Annotated in this window: 13 protein-coding genes and 1 pseudogene; all 14 read left to right on the forward strand. The window is 43.9% G+C overall.

Going from position 1 to position 21,050, the window contains the following annotated elements; all coding sequences use genetic code 11:
- Complete coding sequence (gene tagH, locus HCZ42_RS06435; protein WP_167419910.1) at positions 1-1,512, forward strand: type VI secretion system-associated FHA domain protein TagH; 1,512 nt, start codon at positions 1-3, stop codon at positions 1,510-1,512.
- Positions 1,512-1,985, forward strand: a complete 474-nt coding sequence (tssJ, locus tag HCZ42_RS06440) for a type VI secretion system lipoprotein TssJ (protein WP_053407540.1) — start codon at positions 1,512-1,514, stop codon at positions 1,983-1,985. The genes tagH and tssJ overlap by 1 nt, the downstream gene beginning before the upstream one ends.
- 2 nt (positions 1,986-1,987) lie before the next feature.
- The gene (gene tssK / locus HCZ42_RS06445; RefSeq protein WP_053407541.1) at positions 1,988-3,322 is read left to right on the forward strand and encodes a type VI secretion system baseplate subunit TssK; all 1,335 of its coding nucleotides are present in this window, start codon (positions 1,988-1,990) and stop codon (positions 3,320-3,322) included.
- 2 nt (positions 3,323-3,324) lie between these two features.
- Entirely contained in the window at positions 3,325-4,104 is a 780-nt protein-coding gene (gene icmH, locus HCZ42_RS06450) for a type IVB secretion system protein IcmH/DotU (RefSeq protein WP_167419911.1), read from the forward strand.
- Between the two features lie 45 nt (positions 4,105-4,149).
- Entirely contained in the window at positions 4,150-6,747 is a 2,598-nt protein-coding gene (tssH, locus tag HCZ42_RS06455; protein WP_167419912.1) for a type VI secretion system ATPase TssH, read from the forward strand.
- 1 nt (position 6,748) lies between these two features.
- Positions 6,749-8,323 (forward strand): sigma-54 interaction domain-containing protein, encoded by a 1,575-nt coding sequence (locus HCZ42_RS06460; protein ID WP_167419913.1) that lies wholly within the window; start codon positions 6,749-6,751, stop codon positions 8,321-8,323.
- Positions 8,323-8,985 (forward strand): type VI secretion system-associated protein VasI, encoded by a 663-nt coding sequence (gene vasI, locus HCZ42_RS06465; RefSeq protein WP_254868903.1) that lies wholly within the window; start codon positions 8,323-8,325, stop codon positions 8,983-8,985. Before HCZ42_RS06460 ends, vasI begins: the two co-directional genes overlap by 1 nt.
- Before the next feature lie 14 nt (positions 8,986-8,999).
- The gene (tssA, locus tag HCZ42_RS06470; RefSeq protein ID WP_167419993.1) at positions 9,000-10,442 is read left to right on the forward strand and encodes a type VI secretion system protein TssA; all 1,443 of its coding nucleotides are present in this window, start codon (positions 9,000-9,002) and stop codon (positions 10,440-10,442) included.
- Between the two features lie 15 nt (positions 10,443-10,457).
- Positions 10,458-14,009 carry a type VI secretion system membrane subunit TssM gene (gene tssM / locus HCZ42_RS06475; RefSeq protein ID WP_167419915.1) on the forward strand — a complete coding sequence of 1,184 codons (3,552 nt, stop codon included), beginning with the start codon at positions 10,458-10,460 and terminating at the stop codon, positions 14,007-14,009.
- Positions 14,010-14,065: 56 nt separating this feature from the next.
- Positions 14,066-15,241 (forward strand): type VI secretion system ImpA family N-terminal domain-containing protein, encoded by a 1,176-nt coding sequence (locus HCZ42_RS06480; RefSeq protein WP_368484170.1) that lies wholly within the window; start codon positions 14,066-14,068, stop codon positions 15,239-15,241.
- A 317-nt stretch (positions 15,242-15,558) separates the two neighbouring features.
- Positions 15,559-15,843: pseudogene (locus HCZ42_RS22180) on the forward strand (hypothetical protein); the annotation flags it as partial.
- Between the two features lie 273 nt (positions 15,844-16,116).
- Positions 16,117-19,200 carry an ATP-binding protein gene (locus HCZ42_RS06485; protein ID WP_439848987.1) on the forward strand — a complete coding sequence of 1,028 codons (3,084 nt, stop codon included), beginning with the start codon at positions 16,117-16,119 and terminating at the stop codon, positions 19,198-19,200.
- Positions 19,190-20,362, forward strand: a complete 1,173-nt coding sequence (locus tag HCZ42_RS06490) for an EAL domain-containing response regulator (protein ID WP_167419918.1) — start codon at positions 19,190-19,192, stop codon at positions 20,360-20,362. Before HCZ42_RS06485 ends, HCZ42_RS06490 begins: the two co-directional genes overlap by 11 nt.
- The gene (locus HCZ42_RS06495; RefSeq protein WP_167419919.1) at positions 20,355-20,951 is read left to right on the forward strand and encodes a response regulator transcription factor; all 597 of its coding nucleotides are present in this window, start codon (positions 20,355-20,357) and stop codon (positions 20,949-20,951) included. Before HCZ42_RS06490 ends, HCZ42_RS06495 begins: the two co-directional genes overlap by 8 nt.
- Positions 20,952-21,050: the final 99 nt, after the last annotated feature.

Here is a 21,050-nt window from a genome sequence, read left to right on the forward strand (position 1 = left end):
GTGGAACAGCACAATAAAATTTTGAATGTCATTGTGACGAATACCAAAGACCTCGAACCTGGGGTCAGTGCCTCTTATGAATTCAATCAAGAGGGCGGAGTTATTGGTTCAAGTGGCACGACAAGTTGGCCATTAAAAGGGCAGAACACAAATGTTTATGCTCAGCACTGCGAAATCCTTGTTAGAGACAATCATTTCTGTATTAAGGACTTATGCGGTGAAACCTATGTAAACGGAGCAACGATGCCTTTGGGCATTGGAAAGATGGCGCAAATTCATCACAAAGACACGTTTAAAGTCGGTTTATACCAGTTGATGGTCACCAGCGAGTCGACTGATAGTTACTTGCATTCGAGTAATCAAACCCTTGAACAGTTGTTCGGCCAAGAAAACGAACTCTTTGATGAAGACGAAGAACTTGTCTTAGCGCCAAAAAAGAAAACGGAACATATCGATCCTTTGGACCTTCTTGAAGTTGATGTGAAAGACAAGGAAGCGCAAAGCTTGCTCGGTGATCATGAAGACATTGCAACCGATACGGATGACTCAGAATGGTTGCTGGCTAACCAAAAGAAGAATAAGACACAAGATGTGACGCCACAAGCTGATAGCGAGTTCGAAATGTCATCAGCAATCAAATTGAAGAAAAAAAGCCGTTTTAACCCGTTTTCTTTCTTTGCCAAACCTGACACCGATGCTGTTACTGAAAGTACAGCTAGCAGCAATCGCATCGAAGAACATAACAAACTTATAAATACGACCCATTCAGAACAAAAGCAGCCAATGTACGTGAACGATGGGCTAGGTGACATACAAAAAGAGGAATTGATGATGGACGACAAAACGTTGGACCTGCTCGAAGAAGAATTTTCCAAACAGGAAAGGTTAGATAATGACTTGTTGGTAACGGGTGAGCAAAACCATATGCTTTCTGGTCCACTATTTCGTGGATTGGGTGTATCCGTGGTAGACAGCCGTCAAGCACAAGAAGTGCAGATGACTTCGGAAGAGATTGGCGCAGCGCTGCAGGCCGCAGTAAAGGGCCTTCTGGATCTTCATCAACATGTTGATAGTGGCCGCTATGGTGTTATCAATAAGAACTTACAACCAATCGAAGACAACCCTCTACGTCTTGGTCTGCCTTATGAAGAGACTGTTAAGACGATGTTCAGTAACGATTCTGGCTCTGTTCATTTATCTGCGCCGTCGGCAATTTCAGAGAGCTTAAAGAACCTCAAAGATCACAACGATGTCGTACAAGTAGCGACAACTTTGGCGTTAGGCCAAATCGTACAGGCATTTTCTCCAGAAACATTGATGAAACGTTTTGAGCGCTACCGTCGTTCATATGAAATCCCTGAACAAAACCAAAATGCTTGGGCGTGGGAAATGTACCAAAGCTACTACCGAGAGCTGACGTCTGATCGCCAGCAAGGGTTCGAAAAGCTTTTCTGGGAAGTGTTTGATCAAGCATATGACCGTCTACTACGTGAGAAACAAATGGAGTCATGATGCTAAAGCACATCTTGGTTTTTCTTTTAGGGATATTAGCGCTAACCGGTTGTAGCTCAAGTGACAAAGTCTCTGAGCAACCGACAGTCGTCACTTTCAGTTTGGTTGCAGACAAAGGTGTCAATCCAAATGTTTATGGTGAGCCGTCGCCAATCGAACTGCAAGTATTTGAACTGGAAGATGATTCGATGTTTCTTTCAGCAGATTTTGACCAAATCAACGAAGACTACAAAAAAGTGCTCAAGAGCAACTATGTCGATGTTTATGACTACGTGTTAACGCCCGGACAGTTCAAGTTTGTTGAAGATATAGAAGTCGACGAAGACACTCGCTATATCGCGGTGTTAGCTAAGTTTGCTGAGCCTGAACTCAGTGATTGGAAAAAAGCAGTGAAGATTATCAATCTAGGTCATAGATACCATCTGTTGATGCTGTTTAAAGACTATGATGTTGAATTACAGAAGGTAGAGTAAGTATGGTTTCGCGCAATAGAGTGGTTTGGAGCGAGGGCTTATTTATCAAACCACAACATTTCCAACAGCAACAGAGATACAACGAGTACATTGTTGACGAAAGAGTGTCGTCAGTTAGCCAGTACTTGTTTGGCGTATCAGAGCTGTCGTTAAACCCTGAATACTTGAGTTTTGGACGTATTGCTATTGAACGTGCCGTTGGTGTGATGCCGGATGGCACTGTATTCCGTATTCCCCAAGAAGACCAAATGCCGGATCCACTTGAAGTTGTGGACGACTCTTTGGCAAACCAGATTGTGTACTTGGCATTGCCACTACGCAGTGATTCTTTAATGGAAATTTCGCATGCGGATGCACAAGGTACTGGCCGTTATATTGCGAGTAAACAGGAAGTTCGAGATGTGCATACCCCTCAAGGTGACACTGCACTGATGGATGTTTCTCCTGTGCAACCTAGGTTAATGCTAGAGAAGCAAGACAGAAGCTCTTTCTCGTCGATAGCGATTGCACGTATTTTAGAAAAGCGTCCAGACGGCAGCGTCATGTTGGATCCAGACTTTATTCCTTGCCATCTGAATGTAGTAGGTGTGCCGACATTACATCGATTCATCAATGAAATGTCTGGGTTAATGCGCGAGCGTGCAAAAAATATTGCAACGCGTATTGGCTCTCCAAGCCAAGGTGGTGTGGCGGATGTGTCAGATTTCATGTTGTTGCAAGCACTAAACCGCTTACAGCCAAATCTTCAGCATCTAGCCTCTCTGCGTAGCCTACATCCAGAACGTTTGTATCAGGCTCTGAGTACTATTTGTGGTGAGCTAGCGACATTTACCGATGAAAGTCGTATGCCGCCACAGTTCACGGTCTACCAACACGAGATGCCGACCGAATCGTTTAGAACTCTGATGATGAAATTGCGTCAGTCACTCAGCATCGTGCTGGAGCCAAGAGCGGTTTCTATTCAGTTGCAAAAGCGCCGTTACGGCTTAATGGTTGCGCCGATTCAAGATCAGTCACTACTGGATTCTGCCGACTTTATCCTAGCTGTTCGCGCTCGTATGCCATTAGAAGACCTGCGCAGATTGTTCGTTCAGCAAACGAAAGCGTCTTCTGTTGAGAAGATCCGCGAACTTATTTCGCTTCAACTTCCAGGCATTCCTGTTAATCCGCTTCCTGTTGCGCCGCGACAACTGCCATACCACGCTGGTTATACCTACTACCAACTGGATAAGACCAGTGATGCGTGGCGTATGTTGCAGAACTCAAGCGGCTTTGCATTCCACGTTGCGGGCGAATTTGAAGAACTTGATCTGCAATTCTGGGCTATTAGGAGTTAATCATGAGTGTTACCCATGAATTTACTAACGACCGCTACGATGAACTGTTATTTGAACAGGTTAAAAACATCGACGCTGATCAGGATTATTGGTTCCAGTTACGCGGTGATAACGAAAACAAAATGATTGATGCGGCGACACCTTTATTGGGTCTGTCGCTACGAATCCGTTCTTTAGCCAAATGCGATAACGTTGAAGCTATCTATAAACAAGTCCAAGAAGAGATCAAAGCCATCGAGATGGAATTGATTCAAGCCGATGTCGAACATGCATCGGTGATGGCCTACCGTTACGTACTTTGTGCAGTGCTCGATGAAGCAGTGATGAGCACAGACTGGGGCGCTGAAAGTAGTTGGGCTGAACACTCTTTGCTGACTCGTTTCCACAACGAAACATGGGGTGGTGAAAAGGTGTTCGTTATTTTGAATCGTCTGTTGGCCGATCCTCCTCGCTATCGAATGCTTCTGGAGTTCATCTACCTATGCTTAATGCTGGGATTTGAAGGTAAATACAAGGTAGTCGAAGGCGGTAAAGAAGAAAGAGAGCGCGTTGCATTAAAGCTCTACGAAACACTGAATAGCTTTGATGATAAAGAGCCTGAGTCATTGACGTGCGCCACAGAGCATGTTGTGGCAACTAAGTACCGTTTGAGTAACCAAATGCCGATTTGGATGATCTTCGCTGGCTTTGCCGGGCTATGGGGTGTGGCTTTCATTGTCTACCGATACTTGCTCAGCGCTAAATCTTTAGATGTGCTCAATCAATTAACTCAGCTCCTATAAGACTGACTTAAACATTCGGAATAAATAATTTCAAAAGGCTTTGATGTGATCAAAATAGAATTGCCAACGCTAATTAGCAAACTGAACGAACAAAGTAAATTAGCCCTAGAGCATGCGGCTTCTCTGTGTTTAGAACAGCAACACTCAGAAGTAACGTTCGAACATTATTTGCATGTATCGTTGAATAATCCCCTTTGTGATATTCGTGAGATTTTACGCAGCAGCGATATTGACCACGTTGAAATTCAAGATTTAGTTTTTGGTGAGTTACCACGTGAATCCGGGCACGAAACTTATCCAGTCTTTTCTCCTTTATTAATTGAACTGCTCCAAGATGCTTGGCTGCTTGCCTCGACGGAAATGAATCTTGACCATCTACGATCAGGCATCATTTTCTTAGCGGCACTGATGCGTCCTGAACGTTATCTTGCGCCGTCGGTTTATAAGAAGTTCGAAACCTTTAACCGAGAGACGTTGCGCAGAGAATTCTTTGCTGTTTTGAAAGACTCGGCTGAGACACCTGTTGAAAATGGTAAGAAGGTGAGCAATTCACTGACTTCAAATAATGGTCAACAAGCTCTCAACAAATACTGTACCAATGTGACCGAACAAGCACGTGCGAATGAGTTAGATCCAGTACTTTGCCGTGATGAAGAAATCAATTTGATGATTGATATCCTCTGTCGTCGCAGAAAAAGCAACCCAATTGTCGTGGGTGACGCGGGTGTAGGTAAGAGCGCTGTTGTCGAAGGACTTGCACTTAGAATCGTTGACGGAAAAGTGCCTGATCGTCTAAAGAATATTGAGTTAATGAGTCTAGATTTAGGCTTGCTTCAAGCTGGTGCAGCCGTAAAAGGGGAGTTTGAGAAAAGACTTAAAGCCATCATTGACGAAATTAAGTCCGCTCCAACGCCAATTATCTTGTTTATCGATGAAGCACATACCTTAATTGGTGCGGGTAACCAAGAAGGTGGCGGTGATGCAGCAAACTTACTTAAGCCAGCACTAGCTCGTGGTGAACTGCGCGCTGTCGCCGCGACAACCTGGAAAGAATACAAAAAGTACTTCGAGAAAGATCCTGCGCTTAGCCGTCGTTTCCAATTAGTGAAGCTAGACGAGCCTTCTGCAGAGCAAACTGTCAATATCCTGCGTGGCTTGTGCAATGTCTACGAAAACAGTCATCAAGTTTTAATCTCAGACAGTGCACTAAAAGCGGCGTCTTTCCTTTCTGCGCGTTATGTTTCAGGGCGTCAACTACCCGACAAGGCGATTGATGTCTTGGATACCGCTTGTGCGCGTATTTCTATCAACCTCAGTACTCCACCGCCACGTATGGCAGAGCTACAGACATTGCAGCATCAGTACCAGCTGGAACTGGAAATGCTAAAAAGGCAGGAACAGTTGGGTTTACCGGTTGATATTGAACGACAAGAATCTCTTAATGAATTGAAACAGGCTTGTGAGAGCGAATATCACGACTTAGACGCTAAATGGTCAAGTCAGCGTGATGATGTAACGAAAATGATTGAACTGCGTCAACAGGTGATGAGCGATGAGCTTGATGAAGGCGCACTGAGTGAAGTGAAGCATCAACTTGCCGAGCTATATGAAGCTCTTGAAGCGCTGCCGTTCAAAGACCGATTGATTCACCCAAGTGTTGATGAGCAGCAAATTGCGGAAGTCATTGCTGACTGGACAGGAGTACCAATCGACCAAATGAACACTGATGAGTTAACCAAGTTAACCCATCTACCTGACATTTTAGGTGAAGCGATTAAGGGACAAGATGGTGCGATTCAACGTGTTCACAAGCATTTGTTAACGGCTCGCGCAGATCTTCGTCGTTCGGGGCGACCAAAAGGTGCATTCCTGCTTGTTGGTCCAAGTGGTGTGGGTAAAACCGAAACCGTGGTTCAATTGGCTGAGCAGCTTTACGGTGGAAAGCGATTCCTTACCACAATTAACATGTCTGAATATCAAGAGAAACACACCGTGTCACGCTTGATTGGTTCTCCTCCAGGTTATGTTGGTTTCGGTGAAGGCGGCGTATTAACCGAAGCGATTCGAAAAATGCCTTATTCCGTTGTGCTGTTGGACGAAGTAGAGAAGGCGCACCCGGAAGTCCTCAATCTGTTTTATCAAGCATTCGATAAAGGTGAGTTGGCTGATGGAGAAGGGCGACTGATCGATTGCCAAAATATCGTCTTTTTCCTTACGTCAAACCTCGGTTACCAAACGATTGTTGATTATGCCGATAACTTAGATGGTATGGATGATGCGCTTTATCCAGAATTGGCGGCGTTCTTTAAACCTGCATTACTGGCGCGTATGGAAACCATTCCATATCTTCCGTTGGGTGAAGAGGTTCTTGGTCAAATCGTTCGCGGTAAGTTGAGCAAACTCGAATCACTGCTTAAAGATCGTTACAAAGCGACAGTAAACATCTCATCACGGGTTATTGATGAGATTCTGTCTCGAACGCATCGCAGTGAAAATGGCGCACGTATGCTGGAAGCGATCATTGAAGGTCAAGTACTTCCACCGATTTCACTGGCGTTACTGAATAAGCTAGCTAACCAAGAAGTGGTTTCTCATATCTCTATCGAAGTCGAGAACAACCAGTTTATTGGTAAGGTTGAGTAACATGACAGATTGGCTAGGTGTTGCAAACCAGTTAGCGGCAGCGAATGACTTATCGACACTGATCAGAGTGTTTTGTCATACGTTGACAAATGACTTTAATGCAAAGCGCTGCGTATTTATTGGCGTTACACCAGATGGTCGCCAATTAGTGACGCTTAATCATGATATTCAACAAAGTTGGAATGTTGGCGACTTTGTATCGCCACTTGCCCACGTCTTGCAAAGCAGCGAGCAGAAAGTGATTAATTCAGAGCACCTTATCTATTGGCAAGAAGATAAGGCGTTTCTGTCATTGCTGGGTAACGTGGATGACGGTGACAAGGTACTGATTACGCCGTTAAGCGATGATGTCAGTGAACATAGCGATCATGTAATGGCGCTAGCCGTCTATGTTGTCGACGCTGAAGATTGGCCTAATGATCAATGGCAAGACAATTGGAACTTGCATTTTCCTCGTTTTATCGAGCTATATACGCATCATTGGCAAAAGTTAAACGAGCTAGAGAAGGCTACAACGCTCAAAGGTAGATTAAGAGAGTCTTTGAGCCTCGTGGAACAAACTCAGGCTATTTCGAACAAGTCAGATCTGATTAAACAGAACTTGGTCGGTGATAGCGCCTGCATGAAGAAGCTACGTGAACAAGTGGCCGTTGCCTCTCAGTCGGACATGACTGTTTTGATAAAAGGCGATACTGGCGTTGGCAAGGAAGTTGTTGCTGCATCTATCCACGAGCAGTCTTCGCGTAGCAACAAGTCACTCGTGGCAATTAACTGTGCGGCAATTCCAGAGAACCTATTGGAAAGTGAATTATTTGGTTACAGCAAAGGGGCATTCTCTGGCGCGACAACAGACAAAATAGGACTAATTGCACTTGCGGATGGCGGTACGCTGTTTCTAGATGAAATTGGTGATATGCCTTTGATGCTCCAAGCGAAGCTTCTACGCGTATTGGAAACTCGAAAGTACAGACCTTTGGGTTCTGATAAGGAGCAAGAGTCTGATTTTAGACTTTTGGCAGCGACACATGTTGCGTTGCAGGAAAAGATAGAGCAGAAGCTGTTTAGACAAGACTTATTTTATCGACTCTATCAGTTCCCAATCCATGTCCCTTGTCTTAAAGACCGAGAAGATGACATCCAAATCTTGGCTAAACACTTTATTGGCAAGTTTAACCAAGACAACAAAACGAATGTGGCTGGCATTCACTTTGAGGTCTTAGACGCATTATCTCAGCATGATTTCCCGGGTAATGTACGTGAGCTACGTAATTTGATTGAGTTTGGTTGCTCGCACGCCATTGATGGTGAACCACTAATGTACAACCACCTATCACACTACCTCAACGCTCAAAATGAGTCGGTTGTAGCAGCAAACAATGAAGAGTTGGGTGTCGAGGAAGAGCAAGAACTGGTTTCCATTTCAGACTTACGTTCTGCCGTCAAAGATTACGAATCAAAGATCATTGCGATGCGCCTCAAGCAGTTTAAAGGGAATCGTTCACTTGCTGCGGAAAGCTTAGGCATCCCTAAGCGAACTCTTGCAGATAAGTGCACCAAGATGGAGATTGTATTGTGATGATTCAGAGAATCCTAGGTGTTGCACTGTGTTCAATCTCTAGCTTAGCTTTTGCAGACACCAGTGCCCCAACGAGTTCTGATGTGCAACTGCTAGAAAAAGCCAAGCAGTGTATGAATGTGGTTTCTCGTATCGAACGCCTTGAGTGTTTTGACTCGGCATTTACGGGGCAGGTTGAAAGACCTTTGGTTGTAAAGGAAATCATTCGCTCAGAAGCGTGGCAACGTGCGATGGATAGCGAAACTAAGCGCCGGGATACCCTTGGTTGGGTTCGCAATGAAACCACAGACTCGCGTGGAACCAAATCGTTGTGGTTTACGGTAGCGGCTTTGCAACCTGAGTCAAACAACGATACGCCAGTTATTCTGATGGCGAGTTGTATCAACCGTATCTCACGTCTCGAGATCGTACTACCACAGGCTGCAGCGGGTGCTCGTGCGGAAATTTCTCTCGATAGAGAGCGCCAGAAGTGGACCTATGATGAGCAAGGTTTCGTACTTCGCTCTGGCAGAGGATTGAGTGCAATCTCGCTTATGCGTCCTATGAAGTTAAAAGATTCTGTGTTGGTAAGATCGAATTCAAAACAACTCGATGGTTTGGTTTTCCAAACGCCAAACGCTAAACAAAGTATTGGTGAGTTGCAGGAGTTATGCGGATGGTAGCGTTAGATAACCAAATGCTTGAACAGTCTGATACAGAGTTAACGGCGCAAAAAATTCGAGCGGCTATTAATGCACCAATCTCTCACGACAACCCTGTCGGCGAGCGTGTTATGGATGATCCACTTTTTGACTTTGTTGAAAGTCAAATGATGAAAGTGGGTTCTCTGTCTCATGGCGAGGTGCGTTGGAATGAAGTAGAAACAGCGATTCTGTCTTTGATGGAAAACAAAACCAAAGACCTAAAACTGTTAGTTCATCTGCTTCAATGTTTCCAAAGCAATGGCTCAGTGAGTCGTTTTGTTCTCAGTCTTCAAGTGCTGTCAGATTTTATGAGCCAATTCTGGGAAACCTGCTTTCCTGCGCCTGGTAGCCGTGGTCAGCTCCCGCGTAAAAAGTACTTCAACCAAATATCACAACGCTTTGATGCCGCGCTCGATAAACTCGTTTCAAAACAAGAATACGTGTCTGAAACCAATCAGCGTGAGTTAAAACAAGCTTTGATTCTTTTCCAACAGGTGACCAACAAAACTGGTGTTGAAGGTGAAGAGTCACAACTATTCATCAAAAAGGCCGAACGTTGGTTAGAGTCATGTGCGCTGGTGGATTCAAGCGCTCAAAGCAACAGTAGTACTCAAAGTTCGGCTCCAGCTAATGATTCTCACGAATTTTCACCCGTAAGTACGGTTGCTGTGGATACCAGTAATGACAAAGCAACAAAAGAGTCATTAAAGAGGGTTGCAGACTATTTAGCCGAGTTTGAACACGGATATGCTCAAAGTATCCGGTTAAGACGGTTTGCGATTTGGATGTCGATTACGACGCCTCCTGATGCAAACGCACAAGGTGAGACGCCGTTACGAGCAATGGCAGCAGACCGAGTCAATGAGTATCTTGAACAGTCTCAGGTAAGGCCGGATCTGGCATTGTGGAGAAAAGTGGAACAGAGCTTAACTAACGCGCCATTTTGGTTTGATGGTCAATACCTTAGTGCGCAAATTGCGACAAAGTTAGGTAAGCCCGAATGGGCCAGTGCCATTCTTGAGGAGACAAAAAACTTCTTATCGCGCGTCCCAGAGCTTGCAGATATGAGCTTCAAAGGTGGCACGCCATTTTTGAGCAAAGACACGCGTGAATGGCTTGCTTCCAACGAGAAAGTCAACGCTATCTCTAGTGTCAGTAGTTGGGATGATAAGCGTCAAGAAGCAATCACATTAGCCAAAGAGGGTGGTCTATCCGTTGCGATGGCGATGTTAAATGACGGGCTTGCAACAGCAAGCGAACCTAGAGATCAGTTTTATTGGCGATTGATCTCTGCAGACTTATTGGCAAATCAAGGACTTGATGCGATTGCAAATCAGCATTATCAGTCACTTTATAAAATGGCGTTGGAATCAAGCGTTCAAGACTGGGAACCAACGCTCATTAATCAATTAGAAAAAATCGTTGTTACGGAATAATACAAGGTCAGAACCATGAGAAAGTTTATCTCCGGCTTACTTAAAAAAATAGCGTCGAGTTTTAAATCCGCTATTCCAATTTTGCTGATCGCACTGTGCGTTTTAACGCTAGTTGCGATTTGGTGGGCAGGACCGATGTTCGAATACGAACAAAGCAAACCACTGGCTTCAATTTTGTCTCGTGCAATTGCGAGCGTTATCTTTGTACTTTTATGTCTCGTGGTTTGGGGGTTCTATCAGTGGAATACGCTTAATAAGTTCAAAGCAACGCAAAAGCGTGAAGACCAAATCAAAGTTGACCCGCTTCTTGTCTATGAAGAAAGGCAAGAGGCTGAGCTTAATCGTGTCATGGTCAACATGAAAGAGAACCTCAACCAACGAAATTACTTATATACATTGCCTTGGTACCTTGTGCTTGGCATGGAAAATATGGGTAAGACCAGCCTTATTAACCGTTCTGGACAAAACTACGTTTTTTCGTCGGTGATGAAAGCGTCTAACGGTAAAACAAGCGAAAACCCTTATAGTTTCGATTGGTGGATCGGTGAGAAAGCGGTGCTAATCGATCCTGATGGTGAACTGCTGACGCAAGGATTTAAAGACGAAAACAACGACGGTCAATTGGAACGCCGCCTATGGCTTCATTTTATCGATTGGTTGGAGCGTACTCGTAGCCGACGCCCTTTAAATGGTGTAGTGATTACGGTTGATGTGGCGAATTTAGCCTCGGGTAACACTTCTGAGCGCAAAGCGTACGCTACCTTGCTGCGTGCGCGTCTACGTGAGTTGATGGAGACGCTTTCTACGCGCATGCCAGTGTATGTTACGCTGACAAAAATGGATCTATTAGATGGTTTTGATGCGTACTTTAGGCATTACCCAAAGAGCAAGCGCGATGAAGTGCTTGGTTTCACCTTCTCGCTTGACTCAGTGGATGATGTGGATAAATGGCTCGAAGAATTTACCCACGATTACAGTCGTTTTGTTGACCGCGTTAATGACTCTCTGACGAAATCTTTACTGGAAACCGCGAGCAATGAAGACCGTAGAAAGATCTACAGCTTTGCTCGTCAATTGTCTGGCTTGAAAGAAGTTCTACATGACTTTCTTACCGACGCATTTGGCAGTGACCAGTTCTCGACCTCAGCATTGGTTCGTGGCGTGTACTTCACCTCTGTTTTCCAACAAGGTGTGCCATCGAATGCGTTTGAAGACGCGGCATCACGTCGTTATGGACTAAATCACGCCATCAACCGAGCGCAAGATGCTGCCAACTCCACGGTATATTTTACCAGCAAACTGTTTAGCCAAATTATTTACCCTGAAGCGGGTTTGGCATCTGACAACTTCCGTGTCGCTAAGCAAAAGCGCAGAATTGTTGCGCTGTCAAATGTTGTTTGTTTAGTTGCAAGTGCGTTGCTCATTGGGGCGTGGCATAACTACTACATCAAAAACGTCAATCAAGCCGACGCTGTGTTGGCCAAAGTGAATGAGTTCCGTGACAGTTACCCTGAAGAACATGCATCTCTAACGCAGAAAGAGATGATGCAGGTGTTGGATACGATCCGAGACGCAACGCTCGAAGTTGGCTTTTTCCGTGATAAACCAAAATACATATCGGATATGGGACTTTACCAAGGTCACGTGATTGGACCTAAAGTCGAAGAAACCTACCTAGCGTTGTTAGAGTCGCGCTTTATACCGTTGTTGATGCGCGAGTTGGCAGTTGATATGTCAAACGCGAAAGACGATGACGAAAAGCTAGAAGTTCTGCGCGTATTCCGCATGATGATCGACAAGGGTGGCCGCTATAAAGATTTCGTCACGGATTACTTTGGCAAAAAATGGCAGTCTCAATATTTAGGTGACCGTGTCACGCAGGAAAGCTTGGTTGGCCACCTAGATTATGCAATGGAGCAAACGGATATCGCTGCGCAAGCGAAGCGCGGCGACGAGGTCGCACGCCAAATTATCAAGCCATACAAAACGCTAATTGCGAAAACGCAGCGAGAGTTGAGTGGTATGCCAATCGAGCAGCGTGTTTATCGCAGCCTGAAGCTGAATTCAGCGACTTATCTAGGTGCCCCGATCAATTTGAAAAACCAAATAGGTCCAGTATTCGAGCTCGTGTTCGAAGAGCGCGAAGTAGATAGCAAGAGCTTAATGATCCCGAAAATGCTGACCAAAGAAGGGTATGAAAGCTACTTCCTTGAGCAAGTGGATTCAATTTCTGAATTGGCGCTAATCGATAGTTGGGTATTAGGGCAGTCTAAAGTCTCAGAATTCAGCGCTGCTGATAAAGTGGCGTTGAAAAACAAGATTTTGGCGCTTTACGTAGTCGACTACACCAGTGCTTGGCGCAATGCGCTAAACGAAGTGGACGTAAAGTACTTTGTTGATATCAATAACGCGATCATGGTGCTGGAAAACTTAACTGGTAATGCGCAGCCGTTTGACCGACTGCTATCAAGTTTAGAAGATAACACTCGCTTGTTTGACGACATTCCTGAAAGTAAGGAAGCGCGAGATGAAGTGTTGAAGTCATCTAAGTATAAAGTTGCTTCGATGATCAACACGCCATTTTCTGAGCTCAATGCCATGTTCGATGCGAAAGGAAAGCAACCTGCTTACTTTGATGAAGTTCAGAACTCGGTGGTTCAATTGCTTTACTATCTAAAAGCTATTCAAGATGCCCCGGATGCTGGCCGCGCGGCGCTGGAAGCGACTCGAGCGAGGTTGAGCTTGAGTAATGCTGACCCTATCTATGCGCTTAAACGTATTGCTTCTGGCTTGCCAAGTCCATTAGACAGCATGATCGACAAGATTGCTGATGAGAGTTGGTATGTCGTCAAACAAGAGGCGGTCAAGCACTTAGAAGCGCGTTGGCAACGTGAAGTCTATGGCGAATTTGAGCAGAAGTTTGCGGACCGTTATCCATTTAATCCATCTTCCAAACAGGACGTGGATCTACGTGATTTTGAAAGCTTCTTCTCTCCAAATGGTACATTGGCAAGCTTCTACAACGATCAATTGAAGATGTTTATCGACGAAAATATTTCGCTAAGCGATTCTTCTTTGGACCAGTCGTTGATTCGTAGCGACGTTATCTCTCAGCTTAGCCAAGCTCAGAAAATTGGTGACGCATTCTTTAACCGTAAAGGCATTTTAGATGTGAACTTCTCACTTGAACCAATACGCCTCAGCTCAAATAAACGCCGTGTTGTGGTGAACGTCGATGGCCAGTTTGTCGAATACAGTCATGGACCAAGGCATTCGGTGGGGCTGATTTGGCCAAATACGTTACGTGATAGTGCACAGTCGAAGATGACACTGGTACCAAATCAGTCTAACTCTTCGCCACGCAGTATTGTGCGTAACGGTCCATGGTCACTGTTCCGCTTGCTGGATAGCAGTGAAGTCGTCGGGGGGACGGAGTCTTCAGTGGATTACAACGTGAAACTGGATAAAGGTGAGTTTGCATTTAGGATCTCTACCGATGCCTCGAGTAACTTGTTCCGTGAAAGAATGCTGCACTCATTCCGTCTATCAGAAACACTTTATCAATAACACTGGGAATGGTTAAAGGTTAGTTAGTGACAACAAATGTCTATATAAACCAAAGTGTGTTTACGGTCGGAAGTAAATCGACATTGTTGAGAGAAAACGACACGTACCACAAAATAAAAGACTCAATAAATAGCCGTACTAGCTTTCTATTTGGAGTAACTCACTGGGAAGAGGTACACGAAATGTGTACCTCGCTCGGCACGACAGATGGCTTGGATTTCTTAACGTCAAGTTATTACTCGGTCGCATCGTTAAAAGTACTTGGACTGAAAGGATTAGCCGATGGTTTAGAGTTAATGCTTGCTTGCTACGCTCAGGATATTGAACACAAAGAACTCACGTCTCATCGCAAAAAAGAGATGATCGAGTGGATGATTAGTAAGGTGCTTAGCGATTTAAAAGTGGCTAACCCTAATAAAGACTCTCTTCGAGATCTGTATCGCTGTGAGCGAGCGTTGCAAGAACTGTATGAACTATGTAAACGCTATCAACCGCAGGAACTGCCCAATATTGAATCTGTGGCGTTTATTATCTTTGAGTACATTGATACGCTGGAAACCGCGGGATCAAAAGTATCCGTTGTCGACAACGCACAAAAGATAACTCGTACTCAGAAGCCTGAACCAAATCGACTAAGGCGTAAGTCGTACCTTAAAAAAACACTAACGTTTGCAACGACGTTTAGTGTGCTTGTTGCTGGATACTGGCTGTACAATCCACATGCATTTGACGAGTTTTTAGGGACTTCAAAAAACACATCTCAAGATTTGATGGTGTTGATGAAGCAACAAATGAATCAGTCGATATTGCAGTCTAATACCGATTGGGTAAAAGCGGTGCCTGAGATTGAAGTGTTTTCATCCAATAACGAGGAAACGCAGAAAAGGTTCGAAACGCAACGAGAGCAACTGAAACAATATAGTGCTGAACAAAGCAAGTTATTAAACGAAGAGCTGGAACGTTTCTATCTTGCGAGAACAAGCGCGGCAAATATTGCCAAACAGATGCTTGCAAGTGACGCAAACTCCGCTTCAGCTAAAACACTGGAGAGCTATGTGTTGAGTTTGTCTCCCATCTATGCACGTTTGGATTATGTTGAAAATCTAATAGAGCAGGGGAGTTACCGTGAAGCAGAAAAAGAGCTGCTAATACTCGACTCGAGGGTAACTCGAATCGTAAAAGATATGTCGGACAAGCAGATTACTTTGCTTAACCATACTCTTACTGATTGATAATAAATCAGCGTTATCTTCGCTAAACCTTATTTACTATCGTATACACCAACCTAATGCATTTTTCTTCAGAAGGTCTGAGTGAGGACCTTCTTACAACCCAAGTACTAGGTGGAATCCTCTTTTTAATTATCGAACTATCACTTTATTGTTCCTACATCGTGTAGTCCTTTGGTGATTGTTACGTAGGAATGTTCGCACGAAAAAAACGAAAACATAATTAAAACAGTTAATTGAAATATGTTCTTGACATGAGACTAAGTTGACATTTTTCTGTTAACAATTAGATTGGGCTTCCAGTATTCGAGGAAGTTCACATGTACTACAAGCTAAGAAAAGTATTACTTATCGCTTTCGCTGTGTTTGGGATTGCACTGAGCTTTATTAGCATTTCAGCCCCAAGCCACAGAGACAAGATTGTGGTTGGTGTGATTACTCAATCACAGTGGCAAGACAAACTTAAAGACAGTATCGGAACCTTCTATGGTATTAACCTCGAATACTTAAAAAACATTGCTGATGTCTTGGACTATGAACTCGAATTAAAGGCATACCCATATATTGAACCACTGCTCGATGATATTGAAAGTGGCAATATTGATGGTGCAGTGGGTTTTAGTAAAACTCCTGAGCGTTTAGAGCGTTTCCTGTTCTCAGAACCCTTCTTTTCAAGCACAATCGCAGTTTGGTATCGCAACAGCAACTACAAAACGGTTTCTCCTTCTAGCCTTAGTTGGGTATGTGTTGAAGGCAGTGTTTATTGCCAGACACTGGTTAAACAAGGCTTAAATAATATCTATTTTGCTAGCACTCAAGCTGAAGCATTCGAAACGGTAGCAAGTGGGCGAGCTAACGCTCTTATTTCTACCTACGTAATGATCAACAAATACCTTGACGACAACGATATTGTTCGTGGTGCGGTTGATGTTCCTGATTGGCTAAAAGAAGAAGATGTCAGTTTTATCACGTCAAAAGATAAGAAGTTTCTGATCGATGACATCAATAAAATTCTAGAGTGGGAAAAGACAGGGCAAAATGTACGCTCAGTAGCGTCAAAGAATCCATATCATATTAACGATAAGTTGCTACTTGATTATCGTCGTAGCGATTTCAGTGATAGTTCGATCACTTACAGTACCAGTGAAGACGCCAACCCATTCCTATTTCGCAATCACAACAGTAATAAACTGGAAGGTTTTCTGCCGGACTTTTTGGATCTTATTCAAGCTAGGACTGGCTTAAAGTTTGAGTACGTCAAACCCAAGAATAGCATCGGCAGTGGGCTAACTGCGTTTCAGGCTGATTTGGTTCCTGTGGCATACCTCAATAAGACATTGTCGTCAGATTGGTTGCTCACGAGACCATTTATGCAGACAAACTATCTTGCGATTAAAGCAAATAGGATTACTAGTGCGCTGGCAAAAAATACTAAGAGCGGCATCCTAGCCAGCTTAAAAAAGCAAGGAATGATCCATCTAGAGTCTTGGCATGAAGATGAGTTTGCTCGTTACGATGACTTGAAAAACCTACTGACAGATCTAAAAGCTGGCGAAATCGACGTTGCTTATTTACCGGATGATATTGTTCATAGTTTGCTTGTCCGCGACAACGCTGAAGGTCTGCACATTAGCGAAAAAGATAACCTGACATTTTCAGTTGCCTTTGCGGTGTCTAAAAACAATACCAAGCTCAAAGATATACTCGATAGCATCATTGTCACGATCGATGCTAAAGAGATCGAAAAGCTTAGCCGCGCGTACCGTAACTTTAACCTGATTTATGGGTATGGCGACCAAGATGTTACTAAGATGATTGGTGTTGTCGCTACTGTTTTCTTGGTGCTTCTCGCTGTCGGTTACTTCGTGTTAGCCCATCTACGGTTAAAAGTGAATTTGGCGCAAGTAACCGCTGATAATGAAGAGAAAGAACGTAAGTGGCTGACAGAAATAATTCAAGAAATCAATAGTTTGGTTTTTATTCATGGTGAAGACAACGAGCTTAAGATGAGCAACTGCGCAATGTTCTTGAGCGGGGATTGCAAAGGTTGCCAGATTAGAGCCTCTGAAAGTGATGTGCTATTGGTGGATAACCCAGATGAACTCAACGCTGTTCTCAAAGGAAATAACATTGCGGAGAGCACGCCATCTCAAGACTGTGGACTAGGAGTCTCCTACGTTTACCGAGAACGTAAAGTTATTTCTGCGCCAAGCAGCAACAAGCGTTTTGTATTAACGATGTTACAAGATATCGAACAGCAAAAAACACGTGAGCAAGAGCTGATCGATGCGCAGCTAGAGGCGCAGAGTGCGGTTCATGCACGCGAAAAGTTCCTTGCGACTATGAGTCACGAGCTAAGAACGCCGCTTTCTGCGGTTCATGGTTTATTGGACCTTCTTGACGGGCAACTTGAAGAAGAATCCAACAAAGGCTTAGTTAGCCAAGCTATTCGTTCGCTAAATCACTTAAACATGCTGGTTGATGAAGTACTGGATTACTCCAAATTGGACGCAGGCATGCTAAAGATCAATCCACAGCGTACCGATTGGTTGCCGTTAGTAAGCGATGTTCTTCGCAGTTTCGAAGCAAAAGCAGAAAGCAAGCATTTAGATTATCGTTTGGTTATTAGACCATTCGCCAAACGTTGGGTGATGGTCGATGCTGTACGCCTGACACAAATTCTCACCAACTTACTCTCCAATGCGGTTAAATTCACCGCTGAAGGTGAAATTGCTGTTCATGTGGCGGTGTCAGAATCGAGTTTGGTCGTCAAAGTTATTGATACTGGTATCGGTATGACAGAAAGCCAGCTCGATAGCATATTTAAGCCTTTTGTTCAGGCAGACGATTCAATTACGCGCAAATATGGTGGTACAGGTCTTGGGCTAAGTATTGTTGACCGCTTGGTTAAATGTATGAGAGGAGAGCTAGTTCTTGATTCGCAGATTGACCTCGGCACAACGATAAAAGTTACACTGCCAATAGAAGTCTGTGAAAAGCAAGAGACGACTCGTTTTACACAAACCTATGCACCGACGCTTCCAGCGTCGATACGTAAATGGTGTGAAACATGGCAAATGCAACTCGACAATCTGCACGCCGATGTGACGCCGTTCAATGACGAGCAAGGCACGTTTGCTGGCTTAGCACTGCACGATGAACCGATGATCACTGCCAAAGATGCTAAGTATCCAGATGCACTGTTTACGCTCTTCGACAAAGAAAAGTGCACGCTCGAAGATTGTGTTGATGAAGAAGAGATTAACTGGAAGCAAGGCACACTGCTCGTCGCAGAAGACAATCCAATTAACCAAAGCGTTATTCGCATGCAGCTGCAGCAATTTGGTATCACGCCTGTGATCGTGAGTACAGGACAAGAGGCTTGGGAATATCTGCAAGCTGACAGCAGCGTATGTTTAGTTCTGACAGACTTTCATATGCCAGAAATGGATGGTTATGATCTAGCAAGTCGTATGCAATTGCATGAATACTTGTGCGACTTGCCGGTCATTGGTGTGACTGCAGAAGACGTTCGTTTGGCGAGTAAGAAAATTGGTGTCAGCGGAATCACGGATGTGCTTTACAAACCTTATGGTTTGACTGAATTAAAAGCCATGCTGTTGAGGTATTACACTGAACAGCCTGCTGAAAAACGTTCGCCGACGTGGCTTGAACGTTTTAGTGGCGCAGAGGCGTTGGAAGTTGCGAGAGTATTTATCGATTCGATGAAAGCGGATCTGGAACAGCTTAAGCAGAGTAATCGCGCTTGCGAGACAAGAAAAATTATTCACGGTATTAAGGGCGCACTGGGTGCGGTGGGCGTATCAGCGATCGCTGCAATGTGCATTAGAGCAGAACAGAGCTCGGATGATGATTTCGAAAGCCACGTAACAGGACTAATAAATAGTATCGAGCAGGAGATCGAACATGTTGAATTTTGGATAGAAGCTTATGAACAGTAAACTCAAGGCAATGGTGGTTGATGACCATCCAATACACCAAACAATTATTAAACAATATCTGGCGAATAAGGGTGTCAACACCGAGACCTTTGGCAACGTTCCCGACGCGTTACGCTCGCTAGAAGGTAACACCTACAACATCATCTTTTGTGACTTACAAATGCCAGGTAAAGACGGTATTGATATGATGTTGCTGCTAAATAAGCACGGCTACTCAGGGTCAGTCGTACTAGTCAGTGCAATGGACGACACCATCATTTCTTCTCTCACTTCTATGTGCCGTTCTTTTACTTTCAACGTCATTGGCAAATTAGCGAAACCATATTTTGAAGAAGACATCGAGAAGTTGATTGCATGCGTGCGCGAGAAGCACCAAGCAAAAACGTTTTTCCATAAACCGGTTGAAGTAGACGAACAGGAGTTTCTGGTCGCTTTGGCTGAAGGCCGAGTGAAAAACTACTATCAACCTATTGTGGATACAAAGAGTGGAGCACTTGTTGGATATGAGGCTTTAGCGCGTTGGATGCATCCAATTTACGGCTTACTGTTGCCGTATGTATTTTTGCCTATTGTTGAGAAATGTGGTTTGGCGCCTGAGTTGTTTGATACTGTATTTGATAATGCTATCCAAGATATTAAGTTGCATGGCGTAAAGCATTCGATTTCGTTGAATGTCGCACAAGACAACCTAGAAGATGCCTTGTTTTCTGAGCGCTTCTTAACGCGCTGTTATGAAAACAGTATCGATCCTAAAACGTTCACGATTGAGATTACAGAACGCGAAAGCTACTCGAGCAACGTGAATCTGTACAAAAACCTCCTCAAGTTGAGATTGAATGGGGTTAGTGTGTCTATCGATGATTTTGGCACCGGATCATCGTCGTTAGAAAAACTGTCTCAGTTGCCGTTTAACGAACTTAAGATTGATCGTTCGTTTATTCAAGGGATCATCACAAAGCAAAAAGAAAAAAATATCGTCCGTTCTATATGCGGGCTCGCGAAGAGTTTAAATATCTCAATAGTTGCAGAAGGAGTTGAAGACGAAGAGACATTTTTATTGTTGGACGAATACGGAATAAACCTAGCTCAAGGTTATTTTATTGACAAGCCAATGCCATTAGAAGCAATCACTGTATTAAATAAAGAGAAAAAATATGTCTAATTTTTCGTGCCTTATATTTGACGATCACCCGCTTGTGTGTGTCGCAATCAAATCATTAGTAGAAAGTTTAGGAGTGGTAAATGGTGTACATACCGCGACCTCCTCGAAGTCAGCATTAGAAATCATTAAATCAGAGAATGTTGGTTTAATTATTTTAGATATCAACTTACAAGACTGCGACGGATACGATTTTTACCGTCGCATTATCTCGCACGGTTATGAAGGGAAAGTTATCTTCTTCTCCGGAGAAAGCAGTCATCTATACAGCCAAATGGCCTTTCGCTTGGGGGCTGATGGCTATGTATGCAAATCTGAAAACTACTCAATATTGAAAGATGCGATAGAAGCGGTTGCGAAAGGCTATTCATTCTTTAAATTCAAACATACAACCACAGACTCTAAACCGCTAGCTGAGCTGTCGAGTCGTGAAAGCGCGGTTATGAAACACTTGCTTCAAGGTAAGACAAACCGAGAAATCGCCAACGTACTTAATATTAGCGACAAAACGGTCAGTACTTATAAGCGCCGTGTATTGGACAAATACAACGTCAATAACATTATGGAGCTCGCACGAGTCACAACTACTTAGAGTTGAAATAATATGAGACTAAAGAGTGTTTATATATCGCTGTTCTTTTCGACACTTTTGTTTTTGATGTTTCTTGTTTCAGCCGGATTTTATGTTATT

Origin of the sequence: Vibrio hepatarius, assembly GCF_011806575.1 — a bacterium.
Classification (GTDB): Bacteria; Pseudomonadota; Gammaproteobacteria; order Enterobacterales; family Vibrionaceae; genus Vibrio; species Vibrio hepatarius_A.